19 protein-coding genes are annotated in these 20,560 nt (G+C 66.5%); 13 read left to right on the top strand and 6 right to left on the bottom strand.

Annotated features, from left to right (window positions below; all coding sequences use genetic code 11):
- Positions 1 to 165: 165 nt before the first annotated feature.
- Positions 166 to 591, bottom strand: a complete 426-nt coding sequence (locus tag ACIRRA_RS01855; RefSeq protein ID WP_402761726.1) for an HIT family protein — start codon at positions 589 to 591, stop codon at positions 166 to 168.
- Between the two features lie 92 nt (positions 592 to 683).
- On the opposite strand from ACIRRA_RS01855, the gene purD reads away from it, so the two are divergent.
- The 5 genes from purD to ACIRRA_RS01830 all read left to right on the top strand — a co-directional run bounded on the left by purD (position 684) and on the right by ACIRRA_RS01830 (position 5,546).
- Entirely contained in the window at positions 684 to 1,967 is a 1,284-nt protein-coding gene (gene purD, locus ACIRRA_RS01850) for a phosphoribosylamine--glycine ligase (RefSeq protein WP_402761723.1), read from the top strand.
- A 526-nt stretch (positions 1,968 to 2,493) separates the two neighbouring features.
- Entirely contained in the window at positions 2,494 to 3,123 is a 630-nt protein-coding gene (locus ACIRRA_RS01845; RefSeq protein ID WP_402761720.1) for a hypothetical protein, read from the top strand.
- 690 nt (positions 3,124 to 3,813) lie between these two features.
- Complete coding sequence (locus ACIRRA_RS01840; protein ID WP_402761717.1) at positions 3,814 to 4,740, top strand: hypothetical protein; 927 nt, start codon at positions 3,814 to 3,816, stop codon at positions 4,738 to 4,740.
- Between the two features lie 60 nt (positions 4,741 to 4,800).
- Positions 4,801 to 5,070 carry a hypothetical protein gene (locus tag ACIRRA_RS01835; protein WP_402761715.1) on the top strand — a complete coding sequence of 90 codons (270 nt, stop codon included), beginning with the start codon at positions 4,801 to 4,803 and terminating at the stop codon, positions 5,068 to 5,070.
- Positions 5,058 to 5,546, top strand: coding sequence for a hypothetical protein (locus ACIRRA_RS01830; protein WP_402761712.1), 489 nt, complete (start codon positions 5,058 to 5,060; stop codon positions 5,544 to 5,546). Before ACIRRA_RS01835 ends, ACIRRA_RS01830 begins: the two co-directional genes overlap by 13 nt.
- A gap of 60 nt (positions 5,547 to 5,606) precedes the next feature.
- On the opposite strand, the gene ACIRRA_RS01825 is transcribed toward ACIRRA_RS01830, so the two are convergent.
- Together ACIRRA_RS01825 and tnpB are read right to left on the bottom strand one after the other, a co-directional pair.
- A complete protein-coding gene (locus ACIRRA_RS01825; RefSeq protein WP_402761709.1) occupies positions 5,607 to 6,671 on the bottom strand; it encodes a M23 family metallopeptidase in 1,065 nt (354 codons plus the stop codon).
- Positions 6,668 to 8,098: an IS607 family element RNA-guided endonuclease TnpB gene (tnpB, locus tag ACIRRA_RS01820; protein WP_402761706.1), complete on the bottom strand. Its 1,431-nt coding sequence runs from the start codon at positions 8,096 to 8,098 to the stop codon at positions 6,668 to 6,670. The genes ACIRRA_RS01825 and tnpB overlap by 4 nt, the downstream gene beginning before the upstream one ends.
- A gap of 215 nt (positions 8,099 to 8,313) precedes the next feature.
- On the opposite strand from tnpB, the gene ACIRRA_RS01815 reads away from it, so the two are divergent.
- The 5 genes from ACIRRA_RS01815 to ACIRRA_RS01795 all read left to right on the top strand — a co-directional run bounded on the left by ACIRRA_RS01815 (position 8,314) and on the right by ACIRRA_RS01795 (position 13,287).
- Complete coding sequence (locus ACIRRA_RS01815; protein WP_402761703.1) at positions 8,314 to 9,471, top strand: pyridoxal phosphate-dependent aminotransferase; 1,158 nt, start codon at positions 8,314 to 8,316, stop codon at positions 9,469 to 9,471.
- Positions 9,472 to 9,540: 69 nt separating this feature from the next.
- Entirely contained in the window at positions 9,541 to 10,146 is a 606-nt protein-coding gene (locus tag ACIRRA_RS01810) for a TetR family transcriptional regulator (protein WP_356998822.1), read from the top strand.
- 106 nt (positions 10,147 to 10,252) lie between these two features.
- A complete protein-coding gene (purB, locus tag ACIRRA_RS01805) occupies positions 10,253 to 11,674 on the top strand; it encodes an adenylosuccinate lyase (protein ID WP_402761700.1) in 1,422 nt (473 codons plus the stop codon).
- A gap of 87 nt (positions 11,675 to 11,761) precedes the next feature.
- Positions 11,762 to 12,196 (top strand): HIT family protein, encoded by a 435-nt coding sequence (locus tag ACIRRA_RS01800; protein WP_402761697.1) that lies wholly within the window; start codon positions 11,762 to 11,764, stop codon positions 12,194 to 12,196.
- A gap of 131 nt (positions 12,197 to 12,327) precedes the next feature.
- Complete coding sequence (locus ACIRRA_RS01795; RefSeq protein ID WP_402761694.1) at positions 12,328 to 13,287, top strand: alpha/beta hydrolase; 960 nt, start codon at positions 12,328 to 12,330, stop codon at positions 13,285 to 13,287.
- Between the two features lie 42 nt (positions 13,288 to 13,329).
- Here ACIRRA_RS01795 and ACIRRA_RS01790 read toward each other — a convergent pair whose 3' ends face one another.
- Positions 13,330 to 13,602: a DUF397 domain-containing protein gene (locus ACIRRA_RS01790; RefSeq protein WP_083868551.1), complete on the bottom strand. Its 273-nt coding sequence runs from the start codon at positions 13,600 to 13,602 to the stop codon at positions 13,330 to 13,332.
- Between the two features lie 384 nt (positions 13,603 to 13,986).
- Between ACIRRA_RS01790 and ACIRRA_RS01785 the strand changes: the two genes are divergently transcribed.
- Positions 13,987 to 16,164, top strand: a complete 2,178-nt coding sequence (locus ACIRRA_RS01785; protein ID WP_402761691.1) for a S9 family peptidase — start codon at positions 13,987 to 13,989, stop codon at positions 16,162 to 16,164.
- A 224-nt stretch (positions 16,165 to 16,388) separates the two neighbouring features.
- Here the strand turns inward: ACIRRA_RS01785 and ACIRRA_RS01780 are convergent, their stop codons facing one another.
- The gene (locus tag ACIRRA_RS01780; RefSeq protein ID WP_402761688.1) at positions 16,389 to 17,873 is read right to left on the bottom strand and encodes a glutamate decarboxylase; all 1,485 of its coding nucleotides are present in this window, start codon (positions 17,871 to 17,873) and stop codon (positions 16,389 to 16,391) included.
- 131 nt (positions 17,874 to 18,004) lie between these two features.
- Here ACIRRA_RS01780 and ACIRRA_RS01775 point away from each other — a divergent pair, with 131 nt between their 5' ends.
- Both ACIRRA_RS01775 and ACIRRA_RS01770 read left to right on the top strand, forming a co-directional pair.
- Positions 18,005 to 18,361 carry a hypothetical protein gene (locus ACIRRA_RS01775; protein ID WP_402761685.1) on the top strand — a complete coding sequence of 119 codons (357 nt, stop codon included), beginning with the start codon at positions 18,005 to 18,007 and terminating at the stop codon, positions 18,359 to 18,361.
- A gap of 37 nt (positions 18,362 to 18,398) precedes the next feature.
- Positions 18,399 to 19,781, top strand: a complete 1,383-nt coding sequence (locus tag ACIRRA_RS01770; RefSeq protein ID WP_402762244.1) for a dipeptidase — start codon at positions 18,399 to 18,401, stop codon at positions 19,779 to 19,781.
- A 98-nt stretch (positions 19,782 to 19,879) separates the two neighbouring features.
- Here ACIRRA_RS01770 and ACIRRA_RS01765 read toward each other — a convergent pair whose 3' ends face one another.
- The gene (locus ACIRRA_RS01765) at positions 19,880 to 20,524 is read right to left on the bottom strand and encodes an MBL fold metallo-hydrolase (RefSeq protein ID WP_402761682.1); all 645 of its coding nucleotides are present in this window, start codon (positions 20,522 to 20,524) and stop codon (positions 19,880 to 19,882) included.
- Between the last annotated feature and the right edge of the window lie 36 nt (positions 20,525 to 20,560).

Below are 20,560 nucleotides of genomic sequence, written 5' to 3'. Positions count from 1 at the left end.
GGGGGTTTCGCCCCCGGCTCCGAACGGGACAAACCGATTTGGCCGGGATCCGGGTAACTCAGCGGGTACGCCCAAAATTGTTTCGGTTCCCGCCCGCCGGCACGCGTGCTCGTCCGTCAACGGCTCCCGAGCTGTGCGCTCGAGTTCCGGGGAGGCGGGGGAGCGCTATACGGGGACGTTCGCGCCGTAGCCGAGGTCGCGCAGGGCCTGCTTGATCATGGCCTGCGCCTCGTCGAGGGATTCCTTGCTGGGTTCCGGGTCCGCCCCGCTGATGTCGAAGTCACCCAGGTGGAAGGCCGGGAAGACGTGCATGTGCAGGTGCGGCACCTCGAGACCCGCGATGAGCAGGCCCGCCCGCGGGGCGTCCCAGGCGGCCCGCACGGCCTGACCGATCTTCTGGGCGACCGCGGTCAGGCGCGCGAAGGTGCCCGGATCGACGTCCTGCCACTGGTCGATCTCCTTGCGCGGCACCACAAGCGTGTGCCCCTGGGTCACCGGGGCGATCGTGAGGAAGCCGACGAATTCGTCGTCCTCCCAGACGAACCGGCCCGGCAGCTGACCGTCGATGATTGCGGAGAAAACAGAAGCCATGCCCCGGACCTTACGCGGGGAAGGACACCCCCGCGCGAACGCACGACAGACCGCTACCGGTTGCGTCTGCCCAGCCCTTTAAGCTGTCTGCCGTGCGCGTACTCGTCATTGGTTCCGGAGCCCGTGAACATGCCCTCGTCCTGGCACTGCGCAAGGACCCGGCGGTGTCCGCGGTGTATGCGGCGCCCGGCAATGCCGGTATCGCCCAGCACGCCGAGGTGCGTGCGGTGGACGCCACCTCCGGGGTGGAGGTGACCGCGCTCGCCCAGGACCTCGGCGTCGATCTGGTGGTGGTCGGACCCGAGGTGCCGCTGGTGCTCGGCGTGGCCGACGCGGTGCGGGCCGCCGGGATCCCGGCGTTCGGCCCGTCCGCCGCCGCCGCGCGGATCGAGGGCTCGAAGGCCTTCGCCAAGGACGTCATGAACGCGGCCGGGGTGCGCACCGCGCACAGCGAGATCGTCGATCATCCGGGCGAATTGGATGCGGCGCTGGATCGTTTCGGTCCGACCTGGGTGGTCAAGGACGACGGCCTGGCCGCCGGCAAGGGCGTCGTGGTGACCCCGGACCGGTCGGTGGCCCGCGAGCACGGCGCCGAACTGCTCGAGCAGGGTCACCCGGTGCTGCTGGAGTCGTTCCTCGACGGCCCGGAGGTGTCGCTGTTCTGCCTGGTCGACGGCGAGACCGTGGTGCCGCTGCTGCCCGCCCAGGACCACAAGCGGGTCGGTGACGGCGACACCGGGCCGAACACCGGCGGCATGGGCGCGTACACGCCGCTGCCGTGGCTGCCGGCGGAGACGCTGCAGGCCATCGTCGATGATGTGGTGAAACCCGTTGCGGCCGAGATGGTTCGCCGCGACGTGCCGTTCAGCGGCCTGCTGTACGCCGGTCTCGCCGTCGGGCAGGCCGGGCCGGCCGTGGTCGAATTCAACTGCCGCTTCGGTGATCCCGAGACCCAGGCCGTGCTGGCCATGCTGGACAGCCCGCTGGGCGAGCTGCTGTACGCCACCGCGACCGGCACCCTGGACCAGGTGCCCGCGCCGCGCTGGAAGGCCGGCGCCGCCGTCACCGTGGTGCTGGCCGCCGAGAACTACCCGGCCCGTCCGCGCAGCGGCGATATCATCACCGGGGCCGAATCCTCCGGCACCGGAACCGAATCCGAGGTGCTGCACGCCGGCACCGCACAGCGTGAGGACGGCGCGCTGGTGTCCGCGGGCGGCCGCGTGCTCGCCATCGTCGGCCAGGGCGCGGATCTCGTCGAGGCCCGCAAGAACGCCTACGACCGCCTCGCCGGAATCAAGCTGCCGGGCGGCCACTTCCGCACCGACATTGCCCTGGCCGCCACCGAGGGCCGCATCACGATCCCGACCGCGGTCTGAACCATCGGCGAAACAACGCCCGCCCGAATCCAGTTCGGGCGGGCGTTGTCGTATTCCGGCTCGGCACAGCCATATTCGACCGTGTGCTCAGCCCAGGATGATGCCGCCTAGAACCGCTTGACCTCAGTTTCGACGACTGGTCCGAATCTCCGCAATCCTGCGTGAAATCGGCGATCGCCCGAGACTTGTCGACCGCGCACGCTGCGGCAGTCCGGGCCTCGGGAGCGGAGGCGGGCTGACTTGGTATCCACTGCCGCACTGTCTGTTGGTCGTGCAGAGCCGGACGGCGCGCTGTGCGCTCTATGCTGACTTCACTGAAACCGGTTGCACTGCAGATGATATCCGACGCAATTGGTTGAACAGCCGCGAGCGTAGACGTCGCCGACCGCGGTCTGCCGCCCCTGCCCGCCCCACGGGCGGCAGGGTCCACCGACCACGCCGGTCGCGTCAGCTCTCCCGGAATCCATGCCGATGCAGGTAGTTCGAGCGCACTCGCGTGTCTTCTCAAGCGAAGTGGAGTCTCGTCATGACCGTCCAGCCCGCCGGCCCCTCAACAACCACTGTCAACGCCCAGGGTCAAACCGTCACCACCACGCCGCTCACCGACGGCACCGACATGGTCGTCACCACGACCAACGGACCCAACGGACCCACCACCACCGTCACCACCCAATTCGATCCCGCGCTCGTGGCCGCATTCCGGAATCCCGCGGACCGCGACAAGCCGCTACCTTCCCCCGACCAAAGTCTGTCGCCTCAGCAGCGAGCGGACAAGAACCGGGTGGAGAACATGATCGCCAATGGGATCCCACTCCCAGACGATCCGAATACCGTTGCCGAACAGACAAATCAGGCCAATCGGCGGCCCCCGGTCGGGTCGGCCCAAGACATCATCGCCGGCATCCATGCCGGCACTCCCGCGCCCGGCCAAACCCAGACCTTGCCCAGCGATACGACCGTCACCAACACCGGTGACGTCACCTTGCCGAACGGCCTGCAAGGCCCTGGAATAGTGCTCGGATACCCCGACGGAACCTCCAGCGCCAATACCCCCACACTGTCCGATGCTCGGCTTGCGGGATTCTTCACCACCGGCCCCGACTACACCGTCGAACAACGCGACCGCGATTACGCACTCGTCAACGGCCGCCTGTAAGGCCCTTATACCGCCGACGAGATCGCCGCCGCCCACGCCCGCCTCAACGCCCACGCCAGCCCTCTCATCCATGCCCCCGACGGCCGCACCTACACACCCGACTACGACACCGATCCAGTCCAATTCATCAAAGACCTGGGCCTGGCCACCACCACCGGACCCCTGAACACCAACAGCGAAACCATTCGCTCCGCCGCCCAGGATCGCGTCGAAAAAGCTGCCTATACCCCCGACAAACAACACGACGACCAGATCTACGCCCAATGGGCACCACTGGCCCCCACACCCTCACCAGAGTCCCAAGCCAAACGCGACCAGGCCCTATGGGACGTACTCAACTACGGAATCCCCGGCGGTCCCCGCCACCCCACCTACGACCAAGCCAACCAGTGGCTGCAGAACCAATCCGCAACCGCCGCCCAGCGCCTCACCAACGCCGGCATTCCCCGCGACCCCAACGCCGCTCGCCCCACCGACGACGCCAATGTCTGGGCCAGAAACTTCGCCGACCACCCCGGCGACTACATCAGCGACTTCCTCGGCGACCAGATCAACGGCATCGGCCACGACCTCACCGTCATCACCGCCCCCATCCTCGACCCGCTGCACGCGTTCGGCAGCCTCGGCGTCGGTCCAGACGGCCGACCCATGGTCTCCCAGCCCGCCCCCCAACCTTCCCCGGCGGAGACCATGCTGGCCACAGTCGATATCGCCAGCCTGGCCCTGGGCATCACCGACATCGCCGAACGCGCCGCCGTCATCGCCGCCGCCACCAAGGCCGCCGCCACCAAGGCCGCGAGTGGAGCGAACCGCGACGAAGTCCTCGCCGCCGCCAAACGTGATATTGAAGAAAGGCGGGGCGTCGTGGGTGAGGCTTACTCGATGCGGTTGATGCGGCTGGTCACGGCCCGAGTGACAACGGACATGACAGAGGCTGGCTATCGCGCCGTACCACCACTGGACGACTCGGCCGCTGAAGCGTTCGTCGACGGCAAACTGAAGCTGCGCACCCTGTGGTTCACCGTTGACGACTCCCTCATTCCGGGGATGACGACCGCGATCACAGCAGAACTGTCCCGAGGTCGGGGTCTTCTCGGGCTCGCCGGGAACGTGTGGACGGGGGCGACCGCCCTGGATGAGCTGGTGCAGGAGACGCCGCAACGTGCCACCGATCCCAGCTGGTACTACACGAACGGTGCGTTGATCGAGTCGGTTCCATTCAGCTTCTTCACCACCCCCAACGACCTCAGTCGCGACATCGACATCCGGGCCGAGGCCAGTATCGGCGACGCCATGAACGAGTTCTTGGCGTGTCTGCGGGGGCCGGCCGCGTGGTGGCTGACCGACCGGGATTCATTGGACAAGTTGTTCGACATCGCTCGTACCGGCAATCCGCGGCACATACTGGATACAGTCAATCCCGATCCCCGGCGCCTGCGTGGTATCGCGGTGTTGGGTGTGTTGAACGATCGATCGGCGGCGGTCGCGGAGTTGCTGGCCTGGTATCGGGAACGCACAGAGTTCTACGACACCGATTCCCTGGACGAGATCACCAGGTTCGAGACCGCGCTGGCACAACGGTATCCGTCGTACGCCCGCGCTCGTATCGGTGGCTGACCGTACCATCACGGGTCTGCAACCCGGTTCGGCTTCATGGATGAGATGGGTAGAGCGACATTGAGTGTGCGCGAGCATGACCGGATCGATCAGGTCGCAGTCGGCCCGGATGGTCGTCTGCTGTTGGCGATGACCGAGGACCGGGCTTATGGCGAGGGTTCGGATGCCGTGCTGACAGAAGACTTCCGGCGGAAGCTGAATGCCTACCTCGATATCGCGCGATCCGGGCAAGCGCATCGCATCGCGGCCGGCACCGGTGCCGAGGAGGGGCAGGGGTCGAGATCGTGTTGTTCAGCGCGACTGAACCGGCTGCGGTCGTGTACGAGATGATGAAGACGGTGAACCTGGAACTCGCTGGCGAGAAGATCACTGCGCGTTGGGAGTCATTGGCTCCCAACGACATCGGTCCGGACCTGTACGAGCGGACGATAGTCGATGAGACCATCGCGCTGCTGGAGCCGGGCTGGACTAACGCGGTGCTATGGGTATCGTTGGTCGGCGATGCCGGTAACGGGGGTGTGCTGGTCTGGCGATCGGACGGCTCGGTGATCGCGGTGGAGCTGTCCGAGGTCCTGCGTGGCCTGCTGATGGAGTACAAGCGGATCACCTACCGCCGCGATGCCGGCGCGTGGTTGAGCGGGCACATCTCCATCGAAGGACGGAACCGGTATGAGGTGAGCTTTTCGTGGGACTCGATCCCCCGTTTGGTCCAGGCGCCCACGGTCGAGGATCTCCGGCAGGAGCTCAGCGACTTTCCGCGTGGCACAGAGCAGATCCCGACATGGATGCGACAGATCCTCGAATAGGCTAATGCGTCAACCGGACGAGATTGTGCTCCCCGCCCGGTGGTTTCGACTCCACGCTGGTCAGCCGAGGATGATGCCTCGTTGGGCGAGCCAGGGCTGGGGGTCGACGTGCTGGCCGTTGATGATGATCTCGAAATGCAGGTGGGGGCCGGTGGAGTCGCCGCGGTTGCCGATGCGGGCGATTTGGAGACCTGCGGGGACGCGTTCACCTACCGAGACCGAGAAGTCGTACATGTGACCGTAGACGGAGATGGTGCCGTCGTCGTGGTGGATGCGCACCCACAGGCCGAATCCCTGGGCCGGGCCGGCGTCGATGACCGTGCCCGCAGCGACCGAGTAGATCGGCGAGCCCAGTGGGGCGGCGATGTCGATGCCCGCGTGGAAGGTGCCCCAGCGGGCGCCGAAACCGGAGGTGAAGACGCCCTTCGCGGGTAGCGCGAAACCGCCGGCGCCCGGGATGACGAAGCCCGGCGGCAAGGTGGTGTCCGGGGACGGTGTCAGCCAGGGCTGAGGCTGGCCGGCTACCGCGGCTGCCGCCTCAGCCTTGGCGCGGTCCAGGGTGGCCGCCGCAGCTGCGGAGACTACCGCCATCTCGCGCAGGTGTTCACCATTGTTGATGGCGTCCAGGTACCGTTTCGAGGATTCTTGTGTGGCCTGAATCTGCAGCGGATACTGCACCGGAATGCGCACCGCAGCACCGGGACTCGCCTCGGCGTCGGTCGGGATCAGCCCGAGCGCGCCGTCCGCGCTGGCGAACACCAGCACCGCGGTCACGCCGCCGATCAGCACCCGATGCCGAATGCTCCACTCCCGCACCACCGGCCACTGCCGCTGCGCCGCCGCCGCGCGTCCTCGCTGCGCCAGCTCGACGGCCTCGGCGCGGGACCGCGGGCGCCGCTCCCACAGGTCTGCGGCCCGCTCCCGCACGATGGGCGCGTACATCCGCAGCCACGCGGCCGTGCGTCCCAGGAGCCGGATCAGCAGCTGCCGGATCTGTTCCAGAACCTCGGGGATGCGTGACGGCTGGGGTCTGAAGGCGAGCTGCGACCGCACGCCCGGCGTATATGTGTCCGGGTGTGGGTTGGCCTCCGGCGTCGTCGTCCCGGTGGTTGCTGGTCCGTTCACGAAACGTATCCTGTTCCGTGACCTGCCCGATTACTCGGGCAGGGTTGGCCCGCGACCGCAGTTTCGGGTCTTCCCGTGGCGATACCACTGCCCGGCGAGCCGGGTCTGACACGGTTTCCATCGGGCATGTTTATCGTCCCGCCGCAACTCTGCGTGGACGTCAACGTCGCCAAATTCCTTGCGGCATTGAGATCGCGATCGAGCACGAGACCGCACTGATCGCACGCGAACACCCGCACCGACAGGGCCAGTTTGGCTTTCACCAACCCACACGACGAACAGGTCTTGGAACTGGGATAAAACCGATCCGCCACCACTAACGTCCCACCGTGACGGCGAGTCTTGTAGGTGAGCAGTCGACTCAACTCGCCGAACCCGGCGTCGGCGATATGCTTGGCCAGCCGCCGGTTGCGAAGCATGCCAGCGACGTGGAGATCCTCCACGACGATGGTGCCACAGCGGCTGGCCAGCGTTGTGGTGAGCTTGTGCAAGCCGTCGCGGCGCATCGCCGCCACTCGCTGCTCGAGTCGAACGGCTCGAGCGTTGACTTTCAGCCACCGCGTTGACGGCGACACCCCGCGCTTGCGGTCGGGTCCACGGCGGCGGGCGCGCACCCGCGCCAACCGACGGCGATGCCGTTGTACCTGTTGATAGTGACGTGGATTCGCCACCCTCGTTTCAGCATCGGTGAGACCTGGCACCACACGGGACAACACAGCAAGGCTGTTGATGCCGACGTCCACGCCGATCGGGACATCGGGGTGGATCGATGGACGGTCGAGGTGCGTGACGTGCACAGTGAACGATACCCACCAGCGTCCACACCTTTGTGAGATCGTCATAGACCCAACCCGCGCGGTCCCGTTCGCCAACCGCCGCGCCAATTTCCGGGTAGATTCGCCGGTTCGGACCGAGCCGATGCGTGGAATCCTGACCCGGCGCCACCCGTCGGCAAGACCGTATGAGCCGGTAGTCACGGTGAACGACTTTGGAGAGTGCTTTTTCTTTCGGCGCGGCAGTCCCATTCTCGGCCCGGACCGGGTGCCCCGCTTGGACTTGCCGTAGGCGGCGAATGCGTCAGCCAGTTGCGCAAGACCGGATGCGTAGGCTTCCTTGCTGTTTTCGGCCCACCACGGCGCGATCACGTCCTTCTCGAGGTTCCATGCCTTTCGTAAGCTGTAGGCGGACAGGTTGATCCACGGGGTCAACTCGTCGGAGGGGACGCCGTAGGAAGCTTCGGCGGTGCGCTGGTCCCAGTTGGCGAGCACCTTGGCGAGTCCCCAGTTGTAGGCGAAACGCGCTGCTCCACAGTGCGACCGCAACGCGATTTCCTGGTCGAACGTCGGTTCAAGCACGAATCGGTAGGCCTGCACCCTTGTCGCAGCCACCCTGTCGGATGACGCAGCACGGTACCTGGATTCGCTCACGTGTTCGAGATTAGGGGGCTTAGGTGGGACACGACAGCCCGGATGGTCGACACGCCAACAAGAGCCACCGAAGCTTGCGCGTGAGCTGATTGCGAAATGTCGGAAGGCATGCAACCGGGTAGATTGCTCAATCCGTCTCCGCACAGTCGCCTCCCCACGCATTCGCACGACCGTTCCCGGACAGGCGGCGCAGCGGGTGCTCTACCGTCTGTCGAGTGCGTATCGAATCTCGCCGGTCGACCATCCCACCTTTTTACGTGATGGACGTCTGGAAAGCAGCAGCTGAACGGGCCCGGACACGCGGAGATGTGCTGGTGCTGGCCGCGGGGCAGCCGTCCACGCCCGCTCCGGCGGCGGTTTTGCGTGCCACCAAGGCGGCCATGGATTCCGAATTGCTGGGCTATACCGAGACATTCGGGATGCTGGCGCTGCGGGAGGCCATCGCGGAGCATCATCGCAGCACCTACGGGGTGCGCGTGGACGCGGACGATGTCGTGGTGACCACCGGCTCCTCCGGCGCGTTCACCCTCATCTTCCTGGCGGCCTTCGATCCCGGCGACACCGTGGTGGTGGCCCGGCCGGGCTATCCGGCCTACCGGAACACGCTGACCGCGCTGGGCTGCGATGTGGTCGAACTGGACTGCGGGCCGGAGACCCGGTTTCAGCCGACCGTGGCCATGCTGGAGGCGCTGCCGGAGCCGCCCGCGGGCCTGATCGTGGCGAGCCCGGCCAATCCGACCGGGACCATGATCGCGCCGGAGGAGCTGGCGGCACTGGCCCGCTGGTGCGACGAGCACGGGACGTTGCTCATCTCCGATGAGATCTACCACGGCATCGTCTACGCCGGCACCGAGCCGACTTCCTCGGCCTGGGAGACCTCACGCGAGTCGGTCGTCATCGGCTCGGTGTCCAAATACTTCTCCATGACCGGCTGGCGGCTGGGCTGGATGCTGGTGCCGGAATCGCTGCGCCCGGCGCTGCAGCGACTGGCCTCCAACATGACCGTGTGCCCTCCGGCTATTTCTCAGTTCGCGGCGGTGCACGCGTTCGGCGCGGAGGCCAAAGCCGAACTGGACGGTCATGTCCGGCGCTATGCGGTGAATCGCCAGCTGCTGCTGTCGGGTCTGCCCAAGCTCGGCATCACCGACCTCGCCCCCGCCGACGGTGCGTTCTATGCCTACGCCGATATCGCTCACCTGACCGATGATTCGATGCGCTGGTGTACCGAGGTGCTCGACGCCACCGGTGTGGCGCTGGCTCCGGGCATCGACTTCGATACTCGCAACGGCCATCACACGGTTCGCTTCTCGTTCGCCGGAGCCGGCGCCGACATCGAAGAGGCACTGGACCGGTTGGAACGGTATTTGGCCTGATCTGCCAAGGAGATTGAGCGCAGTGGGCAAAATGAACACAGCGCCGGTGATGACTGGCACGATTGCACCGTGACCACTGCGACGACTCCGAAAGGCGAACGGCGTCGCCAAGCGCTGGTTTGTGCCGCCGCCGAGCTCCTGCTCGAAGGCGGCTTCGAAGCGGTTCGGCACCGCTCGGTGGCAACCCGGGCGGATCTGCCGCTCGCGTCGACCACCTACTACTTCGAATCGCTCGAGGATCTGATCGCGCGGGCGGTGGAATTCTCCGGCAATGCCGAACTCGAGGCCATGCGCCGCCGCGTTGGTGAGGTGACGCACCGTCGGCGCGGCGCGGAGGCCACCGTGGAATTGGTGCTGGACCTGTTGGTGGGTCCGGAGATTCAGGACCTGGACGCGCGGGGCCAGCTGATCGCCCGCTACGAGCGCTCGGTCGCCTCCGCCCGGCACCCGGAACTACGAGAGGTCCAGCTGCGACTACGCGCCCAGTTGGACGAGCTGCTGACCGACGTGCTGCGCCGCTCCGACCGCGTGGTGCGCACCGAACAGACCCGCCGCCTGGTGGCGGTCGTCGATGGGGCGGTGGTGACCGCGCTCGGTGAACTCGACCCGCAGCCCCGGCGCATGGCGCGGGGCGCGCTCCTCGAGATCATCGACATCGTCGCCCCACCGGCATAACTCGGCCCCACCTCTCGGGACTCTCGGGAGGCCTCGGCCGGGCGAACTTCCGCCGCGGTGATGGCGGGGCAAACCGGTGGGAAACCCACCGGTAAACTGGGACAACGTGAGTCTTGTGCCGAACGTCCTTGCCACCCGCTATGCCAGCCCCGAGCTGGTTCATCTGTGGTCGCCCGAGAACAAGATCGTGCTCGAGCGGCGGTTGTGGCTGGAGGTGTTGCGGGCCCAGGCCGAATTGGGGGTGGATGTTCCGGCGGGGGTGGTCGAGGACTACGAGCGGGTCATCGATCGGGTGGATCTGAAGTCGATCGCGGAGCGCGAGCGGGTCACCCGGCACGACGTGAAGGCCCGGATCGAGGAGTTCAACGCGCTCGCGGGGCACGAGCACGTGCACAAGGGCATGACCTCGCGGGATCTCACCGAGAACGTGGAGCAGCTGCAGATCCGGCTGTCGCTCGAGCACGTGTACGGCCACGGCGTGGCCATCGCGGCCCGGCTGGCGGAGCGGGCCGCCCAGTATCAGACGCTGGTGATGGCGGGCCGCTCGCACAATGTGGCGGCGCAGGCCACCACCCTCGGCAAGCGATTCGCTTCCGCCGCAGACGAATTGCTCATCGCGCTGACCCGGCTGCGGGAGCTGATCGACCGATACCCGCTGCGCGGCATCAAGGGTCCGATGGGCACCGCGCAGGACATGCTGGATCTGCTCGGCGGGGACGCGGCCAAGCTGGCGCAGCTGGAGCAGAAGGTGGCCGGCCACCTGGGTTTCGCGAAGGTGTTCACCAGCGTGGGCCAGATCTACCCGCGCTCGCTGGACCACGATGTGCTCTCCTCGCTGGTGCAGGTCGGCGCGGGCCCGTCCTCGTTCGCGCACACCATTCGCCTGATGGCGGGCCACGAGCTGGTCACCGAGGGCTTCCAGCCCGGCCAGGTGGGCTCCTCGGCCATGCCGCACAAGATGAACACCCGCTCGTGTGAGCGTGTCAACGGCCTGCAGGTGGTGCTGCGCGGCTACGGCTCGATGGCGGCCGAGCTGGCGGGCGCGCAGTGGAACGAGGGCGACGTGTTCTGCTCGGTGGTGCGCCGGGTCGCGCTGCCGGACGCCTTCTTCGCCATCGACGGGATGATGGAGACCTTCCTGACCGTCCTGGCCGAATTCGGCGCGTACCCGGCCGTGGTCGACCGCGAGCTCAACCGCTACCTGCCGTTCCTGGCCACCACCCGCATCCTGATGGCGGCGGTCCGCGCGGGCGTGGGCCGCGAGACCGCCCACGAGGTCATCAAGGAGCACGCGGTGGCGGTGGCGCTGGCCATGCGTGAGCAGGGCCGCGAACCCGATCTGCTGGACCGCCTGGCCGGCGACGAACGCATGCCGCTGGATCGGGCCGCGCTGGACGCGGCCCTGGCCGACCGCTCCGCCTTCATCGGCGCGGCCGAGGCGCAGGCCGCCGATGTGATCGCTCAGGTCCAGAAGCTGGTCGACGCGAACCCGGTGGCCGCCCGCTACACGCCGTCGCCGATCCTCTAGGGATACAACGACTCTCGAATCTCGCCCCCGGCTCCGGAATGGAGCCGGGGGCGATCGCGTTGCCGGGCCGCTCTAGGCTCTGCGGGCATGAACCCTTACACGATCTTCTCCGACATCGTTGCCGGGCGAACACCCTCGTCCAAGGTGTACGAGGACGAGGATTGTCTGGCGTTCATGGATATTCGGCCGGTGACGCCCGGGCATGTGCTGGTGATTCCGAAGACGCCCGCCCGAAGCCTGGCGGAGCTGGATCCGGCGTTGGGCGGCAAGCTGTTTCAGGTCGGGCAGCGCATCGCGGCGGGCCTGCGGGAGTCCGAGGTGAACTGTGACGGAGTGAATTTCTTCCTGGCCGACGGGGTCACCGCGGGGCAGGAGGTGTTCCATGTGCATCTGCACGTGATTCCCCGCACCCCGGGCGACGGGTTCGGGCTGCGGGCGCGGCCGACCAGTCCGGCGCGTGCGGACCTGGATTACCTGGCGGGATCGATTCGGGGCGCATTGTCCCGAATTGCCGCCGACTGATAGCCGATTCGCATTACCATATACGAACCGCATGGTTAGCCAATGACACGCTAAAACCCCATTCCTGCGCGTCGCAATGCCACTCGAGTTACGTTTTATGGTGATTGTGGTGGGCTGATGAAGGTGGGGACATGCGTCGAAGAGTCGTTGCCGCAGCTGTTTTGGCGATCGCTGCAGGTTTGCTCTATCCGGTGGCCGCGCCACCGGCAATCGCGCACGCGGACCAGGTCGTCCGCGTCGACCAGCTGAGCGCCACCCGCTCGGCGATCTTCATCGACTCCGCGGCCATGGGCCGCACCATCCAGGTGCAGGTGCTGCATCCGGCCGGCGGCGGCGACCGCCCCACCTACTACCTCCTCGACGGCCTGGATCCCGGTGCGACACAGAGCACCTGGACCAATGCCACCGACGCCGAACCCTTCTTCCAGGGCAGGGACGTGAACGTGGTGCTGCCCATGGGCGGCCAGGCCAGCTACTACACCGACTGGGCGTCCGACGACCCGCGCTTCGGCCGCTACAAGTGGGAAACCTTTCTGACACAAGAGCTTCCGCCCATCATCGACGGATACTTCGCCGGTAACGGGGTGAACGCCATCGGTGGTCTCTCGATGGGCGGTATCGCGGCCTTCGTGCTGGCGGTGCGGCATCCGGAGCTGTACCGGGCGGTGGCGGGCTTCAGCGCCTGCCCGGACACCACGATCGCGCAGGGCGCCATGATGTTCTCGGTTGCCAATCGCGGTGGCAATCCGCTCAATATGTGGGGCGCGCCGGGTAGCCCGGCGTGGACGGAGCACAATCCGGCGGTGCTGGCCGAGGCGCTGCGCGGCAAGACCATTTTCCTGTCCACCGGTACCGGACTGCCCGGCCCGCACGAACTCGAGATCAAGCCGCAGCTGCCGGAGAACATCTTCTTCGGCGGCCCCATCGAATTCGGGGTGGACGCCTGTGTCACCGCGTTCGAGCAGCGGTTGCGCGCGATGAACATTCCGGCGCGGGTGGAGCACTCGCCGGTGGGCACGCATTCGTGGTCGTACTGGCAGGACACCCTGCACGAGTCATGGCCGACCATCGGCGCGGCGATAGGGGCCTGAACAGTGTTGTGCCCGGCTCATTTCGAGCCGGGCATGCCCGAATCAGGCTCCGGGCCGGTTGAATTCGCCGTCCTTGGCCCCGGCCACGAAGGCTTCCCATTCGCCGGGGGTGAAGATCAGTACTGGCCCGTCCGGATTGCGGGAGTCCCGTAATCCGATGTTTCCACTGGCCAGAAAGGCGATCTCGACGCCGTCGGCAGTGTCGTCTCCGCGCCGCCACACCGCATCGGCCTCGATGACGCGGTTCTTCGCTTCCACTGTCGGCCTCCCCTGTGCACACCAGCAGTACTGGTCGGTGATGTAGATCGCACTCATAATGCCAGGGTTTGTGAGGGCTTCGGATCGGATATTCCATCTTCTGTCAGCGGAAGGAGGTATGTGGTGCGCACGCCATGGTCCCCGCAACGAGCTGCCCCGGTGTCCGACAGCTGTGCGGTGGTTCCCGAGCGCTTCACTGCGGAATTGGCCCACAGCATTCTTCGGATCCACCGAAGTTGCCCGACCGACCAATGTGCTCGTCGCAAGGCCGCCGTCTTCTACCTCTACGAGCAGCATCAGCACGCCAACGGGACGCGGCAGCGACGGATGCGTTGAGGGCAACCGTGCGGCTCGTGCGCTCGACCGGCGCAGGAGCCGCATCACGCCCGATACCGCCGGGTCGGAGGTTCGCGGTGGCGGATCGCTACTAACGTGGAGCCCATGGCTTTGGACAGTGGTAGCGCGATCTCAGTTGACAGCGCGGTGGTGGCGCCGATCGCCAAGCGGGTGCCGAAGGAACGCGTACACCACGGGGACGTCTTCGTCGACGAGTACGAGTGGCTGCGGGAGAAGACGGATCCCGAGGTCATCGCGTATCTGGAGGCGGAGAACGCCTATACCGACGCGCAGACCGCGAAGCTGGGCCCGCTGCGGGAAAAGATCTTCGAGGAGATCAAGTCGCGGATCCAGGAGACCGATCTGTCGCTCCCGACCCGGATGGGCGAGTTCTGGTATTACTCGCGCACCTTTGAGGGCAAACAGCACGGCGTGCACTGCCGTTGCCCGATCGCCGGTCCGGACGACTGGACCCCGCCCAAGCTGGAGGCGTCGGCCACCATGCCCGGCGAGGTGGTCCTGCTGGATTCCAACGAGCTGGCCGAGGGCCACGACTATTTCGCGCTCGGCGCGTTCTCCATCAGTCACGCCGGTGACATGCTGGCCTACTCGGAGGACACCTCGGGTGACGAGCGCTATGTCCTGCGCTTCAAGAACCTGACCACCGGTGAGCTGCTGCCCGACGAGATCACCGGTGTCACCCAGGGCGCGACCTGGTCACTCGACGGCTCGTACATCTTCTACTCGACCTACGACGACGCGTGGCGGTCCGACACCGTGTGGCGGCACAAGCTGGGCACCCCGATGTCGGCCGATGTCCAGGTCCTCCATGAGCCGGATGCCCACTACTCGGTGGGTGTGACGGCGACCAATTCGGAGAAGTACCTGCTGCTCTACGTCGAATCCAAGATCACCACCGAGAACTGGATCCTGGAGGCCGACAACCCCGAGGGCGAATTCCGGCTCGTCATGCCCCGGCGCGAGGGCGTCGAGTACTCGGTCGATCATGCGGTGGTGGGCGGCGAGGACAAACTGCTCATCCTGCACAACGATGTGGTCGACGGGGTCAAGGCCGAGAATTTCGTGCTCGCCGAGGCGCCGCTACACGATCCCACGAATCAGACCATCCTGATTCCGCACCGCGACGATGTCCGCCTGAACGGCCTGGAGTCCTTCTCCGACAAGCTGGCGGTCAGCTACCGGCGCGATGCGATGCAGCGGGCCGCGGTCTGGCCGCTGACCGAGACCGGGTACGGCGAACTGCACGAGATCGATTTCGGTCTCGAGCTGTTCGACTCCGGCTTCGGCGCCAACCCGGAGTGGGAGCAGCCGATGCTGCGGGTCGGGGTCACCTCCTACATCACCCCGATGAAGATCTTCGATTACGTGCCCGACACCGATGAGCTGCTGCTGCGCAAGGAGCAGGTGGTGCTCGGCGACTACAACCCCGGCGACTATGTGCAGCACCGGGATTGGGCGGTGGCCGCCGACGGCACCCGGGTGCCGATCTCGGTGGTCATGCGCAAGGACGCCGAGGGTGGGTCCGGGGGCGAGGGCGCTGCGCCGAAACCGTTGCTGCTCTACGGCTATGGCTCCTACGAGGCGCCGATGGATCCGTACTTCTCGGTGGGGCGGTTGTCGCTGCTGGATCGCGGCATGGTCTACGCGGTCGCGCATGTCCGCGGTGGCGGCGAGATGGGTCGGCGCTGGTACGAGGAGGGCAAGAAGCTCGAGAAGAAGAACACCTTCACCGACTTCGTGGCCTGCGCCCGGCATCTGGTGGATTCCGGTGTGACCGCGCCGGACCGCATGCTCGCCGAGGGCGGCAGCGCGGGCGGGCTGCTGATGGGCGCGGTGGCGAACCTCGCGCCCGAGCTGTTCGCGGGCATCCTGACCAATGTGCCTTTCGTGGACCCGCTGACGTCCATCCTGGACGAGTCGCTGCCGCTGACCGTCACCGAGTGGGACGAGTGGGGTAATCCCCTGGCGGACAAGGAAGTCTACGAGTACATGAAGTCCTACGCGCCCTACGAGAACGTCGAGGCGAAGGACTATCCGGCGATCCTGGCCATCACCGGGCTCAACGACACCCGCGTGCTGTACGTGGAGCCGGCCAAGTGGGTGGCCAAACTCCGCGCCACCAAGACCGGCGACGCGCAGCTGCTGCTCAAGACGGAGATGAGCGCGGGCCACGGCGGAGTGAGCGGCCGCTACGAGAAGTGGAAGGAGGCGGCCTTCGAGCTCGCCTGGCTCCTCGACGCCGTGGACCTGGCCGGCGCATAGGCTGCGGGTCCGAAACAGGAAGTGGCGGTGGGGAACTCCCGCCGCCACTCGCCGTTCCGGACCTTACGGTTCCAGAGGTTCCCGCAGTTCGCTGCTCGGCCCGTGTGATCTCACCTTCTCGTGATCCGGTGCGGCCCAGTGCCGAGATACTTCTTCTGTCCTACAGCGCTTTTCGCCGTAGGAATCGGTGGAGATCCCGGCGGCGGCGGAACCTTCGGTCGCGCTCACTTCTTGTCGGCTTTGGACTTGGTGGTCTTGGCCTTCGCGCGGTCCTTCCTACCGTTGGCCGCGGTCTTGTCATCGGCCTTGGCCCGCACCGGTTTCGCCTTGGGGGCGGGGACGACCGGGCGCGCGTTGTGCGGGAAGCCGCCCGCCTCCTCGCGGGTGAGCGAGGTCTTCATCGGGTGCTTGTCGAGCACCTTCAGGCTGCGGTGCAGGTCGGCGAGCAGCAGGTCGGCCATGTCGATGGTGAAGCCGTGTCGCAGCACCGCACGCATGATGATCTCGTTCTCGCGGTCGGCGGGCAGCGGGTAGGCGGCGATGAGCCAGCCGCGGGTGCGCAGCCGATCGGACAGGTCGTAGAGGTTGTAGTCGGCGCCGTCGGCCAGCTTCCACGAGACGGCGGTGATGCCGCGGCGCGGATCGGCATCATGGATGAGCTCGAACGGCCCGGCCTCGGCGATGCCCTTGGCCAGGTGCTGGCTTGCGGTGTAGATGGCGGTCTGCACATTGCGGTAGCCGGTGCGGCCCAGCCGGATGAACTCGTAGTACTGGGTGACGGCCTGCCCGCCCGGCCGGGAGAAGTTCAGGTTGAAGGTGGGCATATTGCCGCCGAGGTAGTCGACGTTGAAGATGAGCTCTGCGGGCAGATCCTCCTTGGTCCGCCAGATGGCCCAGCCCGCGCCCAGCGGTGCGAGACCGGTCTTGTGGCCGGAGGCGTTGATGGACTTGACCCGCGGAAGCCGGAAATCCCAACAGATTTCGGGTGCGCAGAACGGGGCGAGGAAGCCGCCGCTGGCCGCGTCGACGTGGATGGGGATGTCGAGTCCGGTCCTGGCCTGCAGCGCGTCGAGCGCCTTGCTGATGCCCTCCACGTCCTCGAACAGGCCGGTGAAGGTCTGGCCGAAGGTGGGCACCACCATGATGGTGTTCTCGTCGCAGTAGGCGGCGACGTCGTCCGGGTGCATGGTGTAGCCGTCGCCGCGCAGCGGGATCTGGCGGATCTCAACGTCGAAGTAGCGCGCGAACTTCTCCCAGCACACCTGGACCGGGCCGCACACGAAGTTGGGGGTGCCGGTGCCGCCGCGCGTGCGCCAGCGGAATTTGGCGGCCAGGCCGCCCAGCATGGCGGCCTCGCTGGACCCGGTGGTGGAGGTGCCCAGCGTGCCCAGCGGATCTGGGGAGTTCCACAGGTCGGCGAGCATGTGCACGCCGCGCTGTTCGAGTTCAGCGGTCTGCGGGTACTCGTCCTTGTCGACGATGTTCTTGTCGAGGCATTCGTTCATCAGTCGCCGGGCCTGGTCGTCGACCCAGGTGGTGCAGAAGGTGGCCAGGTTCATCCGGGAGACGCCGTCGAGCAGCAGTTCGTCGTGGACGATCTGGTAGGCGACCTGTGGGAAGATCTCATGCTCCGGGAAGCCGCGGTGCGGAGCGGCGCGTTTGATGCCGGGCATCGCGAAGACGTCGTCGGGTTCCGTGGTGCCGGTCATGTGGCCTCCGATCGAGATTCGGCAGGGGTTTGCCGAGATGATGGTAGCCAGCCCGTCATGATCGAAACTGGTTCAGCGAGCTACCGTTTCGTAATCAAGAGAAAGTTGCGGAACGGTTACTATTCAGCACTATGGACTATCAGCATGTCATAGCGCAGGTGATGTCCGCCATGCACCCGCACCTCGGGGAGGGTGCGGTCGCCGATTACCTTCCCGGCCTGGCCGAGGTCGATCGCTCCGACGCGGCCTTCAGCGATCTGATCGAACTGCAACTGGAGCACGGGATTCCGCGCAACCTCTTCGTCGATGCCGGGGCCAGCGTGGTTGCCGATCGGCTGCTGACCGACACCGGCGACGCCGTGAACGCGCTGCGAGTTCCGCTACGAGCGGAAACCGGCAACCCGGCCCCACCGAGCCGGCCATCGAGACCTACTGCCCGACAAGCTGGCGTCCTACCTGGAAACAACCGGTCACCTGGAGAAAGGTGAGACCGTGAAACCCGATACCGCCGAGCAGGAGGATGTCATGACCACAACCGCAGGGGCGCAGGAGGATTCGAAGGTGGCCGCACTGCGCGCCGCCGTCAAGGAGCTCATGCCGCGTGCGAAAAGCGATCTCGCACAGCTCGTTTCGTTCAAATCGGTGTACGACCCCCGGCAGTTCCCGATCGAGGAGTGCGAGAAGGCCGCGCGGTGGGTGGCCGACGCGTTCGAGGCGGAGGGACTCACCGAGGTCGGACTGCACGAGACCCCGGACGGCAGCAATGCCGTGGTGGCCCGCAGCCGGGGCCCGCAGGGCGCGCAGACCATCATGCTGTACTGCCACTACGACGTGCAGCCGCCGCTGGACGACGCCGCCTGGAAGACGCCGGTCTGGCAGCTCACCGAGCAGGACGGCCGCTGGTACGGGCGCGGCGCGGCCGACTGCAAGGGCAATATCGTCGTGCACCTGACCGCGCTGCGGGCGCTGCGCAAGGTGTACGGCGACGACTATCCGGTCGGGCTGGTGCTGGTCTCCGAGGGCTCCGAGGAGCAGGGCACCGGCGGCCTGGAGGAGTTCGTGCCCGGTAATGCCGACCTGCTGCGCGCCGACACCCTGCTCATCTGCGACTGCGGCAATTTCGCGGTCGGCGTGCCCACCTTCACCCAGACCTTGCGGGGCAATGTGAATGTGGTCGTCACCGTCGAAACCCTCTCCGGCCCCATGCATTCCGGCATGTTCGGCGGTCCCGCGCCCGACGCGCTGGCCGCCATGATCCACCTGCTCGGCACCCTGCGCGACGTCGACGGCAACACCACTGTCGACGGCTTGCGCAATGACCAGGTCTGGCAGGGGCACGAATATCCGGTGAACCAATTCCGTTCCGACGCGGGCGTTCTCGACGGCGTCCATCTGCTGGGCGATGGCGAGGTCGCCGACATGCTGTGGGCCCGTCCGGCGCTCACGGTGCTCGGTATGGACGTCCCGCCCGTGGTCGGCTCGTCGGCGGCCATCCAGCCCAGGGTCCGGGCTCGACTCAACCTGCGCATCCCGCCGGGCACGAAGCCGGAGGATGCGCTGAAAGCCCTGACCGCGCACCTGAAGTCGCACGTGCCGTGGCATGCGAAGGTGACGGTCGAGACCGAGGCGACCAGTTCGCCGTTCGTCGGCAGCACGGACGGCCCGGCGCGGCGGGCCATGTCGGCGGCCATGGAGGCGGCCTACGGCCGTCCCGCCACCACCGAGGGGCAGGGCGGGTCGATCCCGCTGTGCAATGTCTTCGCCGACACCTATCCGCAGGCGGAGATCATGCTCATGGGCGTGGAGGAACCGAAGTGTCTGATCCACGCACCCAATGAGAGCGTCGATCCGACGGAGATCGAGCACATGGCCCTGGCCGAGGCGCTGTTCCTGGCCTCCTACCGGTGACGTCGGTGAGGCGGATTCGCCACGAATCCGCCTCGGCCGCAGTGGGTTACACAGTTCGTGCCGCCGGGCGGTGGCCACTCCCGCCCGGCGGTGCGGCATCAGAATTCCGCGTGATCCTCGGGTTCGATGATCTTGAATTCGGTATTGGCGGGACTCATTTCGTTCAGCCGACCGAAATAGATGCCCTGTGCTTCGGGGGCGATGATGCCGTAGTGGATCGGGAACGCGACACGCGGATTTACCGCACGCAGGTAATCCACGGCTTCACTGATGCGCATCCACGGGGCGACCGCGGGAATGGCGAGAACACCGACCGGAGTCGGCGGAACCCAGAGTGAATCACCGGGATGGACGAGTTGTGCGGGATCGTCCGGAGTGCCGAGTTGGAAGACAGTGTTGTCGATAACAGGGATCTCCGGATGGATGACCGCGTGCCGGCCACCACCGCCGGTAATTTGGACATCACCGACCTCGAGAATATTTCCGGCGTGAACCGGCTCCCACGGCTCGCCTCGCAGCAGCGCGGTCTGTGGATCGGAAAGCAGCCTGGCCTGCGGATTTGCCTCGATCAGCGCGTCGATCCGATTCGGGCAGATGTGATCGGGATGCTGATGCGTCACCGCAATGGCGTCCAGGCCGGTGAGGCCTTCGAATCCGTGCGAGAAATTGCCCGGATCGAACAGGATCTTGCTGCCGTTGAGCTCCACGAGAATGCAGGAATGTCCGAAATGGGCTATGCGCATGAATCAACGGTAGCCCGCGAGGCTGTGGTGTAGACC

The sequence above is a fragment of the Nocardia sp. NPDC101769 genome (assembly GCF_044766925.1).
Classification (GTDB): Bacteria; Actinomycetota; Actinomycetes; order Mycobacteriales; family Mycobacteriaceae; genus Nocardia.
The sequence above is the reverse complement of the archived record's forward strand: the minus strand, read 5'-3'. Positions and strand labels throughout refer to the sequence as shown.

Excerpts from the sequence above, each read along its gene's own strand:
- ACIRRA_RS01765 (WP_402761682.1), bottom strand. The coding sequence starts at position 20,524 with ATGCGCATAGCCCATTTCGGACATTCCTGCATTCTCGTGGAGCTCAAC.
- ACIRRA_RS01780 (WP_402761688.1), bottom strand. The coding sequence starts at position 17,873 with ATGACCGGCACCACGGAACCCGACGACGTCTTCGCGATGCCCGGCATC.
- ACIRRA_RS01770 (WP_402762244.1), top strand. The coding sequence starts at position 18,399 with ATGACCACAACCGCAGGGGCGCAGGAGGATTCGAAGGTGGCCGCACTG.
- ACIRRA_RS01790 (WP_083868551.1), bottom strand. The coding sequence starts at position 13,602 with ATGAGTGCGATCTACATCACCGACCAGTACTGCTGGTGTGCACAGGGG.
- ACIRRA_RS01800 (WP_402761697.1), top strand. The coding sequence starts at position 11,762 with ATGAACCCTTACACGATCTTCTCCGACATCGTTGCCGGGCGAACACCC.
- ACIRRA_RS01775 (WP_402761685.1), top strand. The coding sequence starts at position 18,005 with ATGGACTATCAGCATGTCATAGCGCAGGTGATGTCCGCCATGCACCCG.
- ACIRRA_RS01785 (WP_402761691.1), top strand. The coding sequence starts at position 13,987 with ATGGCTTTGGACAGTGGTAGCGCGATCTCAGTTGACAGCGCGGTGGTG.
- ACIRRA_RS01845 (WP_402761720.1), top strand. The coding sequence starts at position 2,494 with ATGACCGTCCAGCCCGCCGGCCCCTCAACAACCACTGTCAACGCCCAG.
- ACIRRA_RS01855 (WP_402761726.1), bottom strand. The coding sequence starts at position 591 with ATGGCTTCTGTTTTCTCCGCAATCATCGACGGTCAGCTGCCGGGCCGG.
- ACIRRA_RS01840 (WP_402761717.1), top strand. The coding sequence starts at position 3,814 with ATGCTGGCCACAGTCGATATCGCCAGCCTGGCCCTGGGCATCACCGAC.
- ACIRRA_RS01795 (WP_402761694.1), top strand. The coding sequence starts at position 12,328 with ATGCGTCGAAGAGTCGTTGCCGCAGCTGTTTTGGCGATCGCTGCAGGT.